Annotated in this window: 2 protein-coding genes; both read right to left on the minus strand. The window is 64.2% G+C overall.

The window, feature by feature from the left end:
* On the minus strand, window positions 1–349 hold a 349-nt coding region (locus FNA46_RS25850; protein WP_143128102.1), incomplete at its 3' end, for an RNA polymerase sigma factor.
* A 199-nt stretch (window positions 350–548) separates the two neighbouring features.
* Window positions 549–1,026, minus strand: a 478-nt coding sequence (locus tag FNA46_RS25855; RefSeq protein WP_143128103.1) for a GntR family transcriptional regulator, incomplete at its 5' end; no start/stop codon positions are given.

Raw genomic sequence — 1,026 nt, forward strand, 5'->3', positions numbered from 1 at the left:
CCGCGAGGGCGGCTTCCAGCAGGCGCTGGCGCTCGCGTTCCAGCAGGTCCTCTTCCGCCGAAGCTCCATCCGAGGCCACCGTCTCCACATCCGCCCACGCAATGTCACGCTCCTCGAAACGATTGCGATACTTTCGCTTGCGGGTGTGGTCCAGCGCCAGATGCCGCGCGGTCTGATACAGATAGCTTTCCAGATGCTGGATGGGGCGTGCCTCCAGCGCATGCAGGGTACGCAGATAGGTCTCCTGCGCAAGGTCGTCAGCGGTTTGCGGGTCGCGCACGATGCGCATCACGACCCACCACAGCGAGCGGCGATGGCGCGCAAAGAGCTTGCCCAGCAAGGCCGTCATCAGTCGCGTGCTCCCGCAATCACACCCAGGGGCGCGCAAGCGGCTCGGAAGCCGACGGGATCCATCGCGACATGCGGCATCAAGAACGGGTCCTGCAAGGTTTTCGATCCGCGCGAGGACTGGCTGTCAGAGCGGATCCGAAAACATGACTACGTTCTGCATGTTTCAAAAGCAAGCGTCCAGCACACGCTGCCGTCGGTCATCCGCCGATCAGGCTGTGGTAGGCGCCTTCGACCTGCGTGATGTGCCCGTGCATGGTGCGCTCGGCTTCCGTCTGGTTACCGCGCAGGATGGCCTCGAGGATCAGCCCATGCTCCGCATGCGAGCGGGCAAGGCGGCCGAGTGTGGAAAACTGGGCGCGGCGAAACGGTTGCAGCCGCTGGCGTGTCGAAAGCGTGATTTCTTCGAGGTAGGGATTGTGGCTTCCGCGATAGATCGCGCCATGAAAGCGTTCATTGGCCTGGATATAGGCCTGCCGGTCGCCGGCCGAGACAATCGCGGCCATCTCGCCATGCAGGCTGTCCAGCCCGTCGCGTTCGGAGGGCGTCATGCGCAGCGCGCTCAAGCCGGCGCAGAGCGCTTCCAGATGCCCCATCAACTCGAACATGCCGGTCAGTTTGTCATCATCCGGCTGCGCGACGACGGTGCGGGTGTGGGGGCGCTGATCGACGAGGCCG

This window comes from Affinirhizobium straminoryzae (assembly GCF_007004135.1).
Taxonomy (GTDB): domain Bacteria; phylum Pseudomonadota; class Alphaproteobacteria; order Rhizobiales; family Rhizobiaceae; genus Neorhizobium; species Neorhizobium straminoryzae.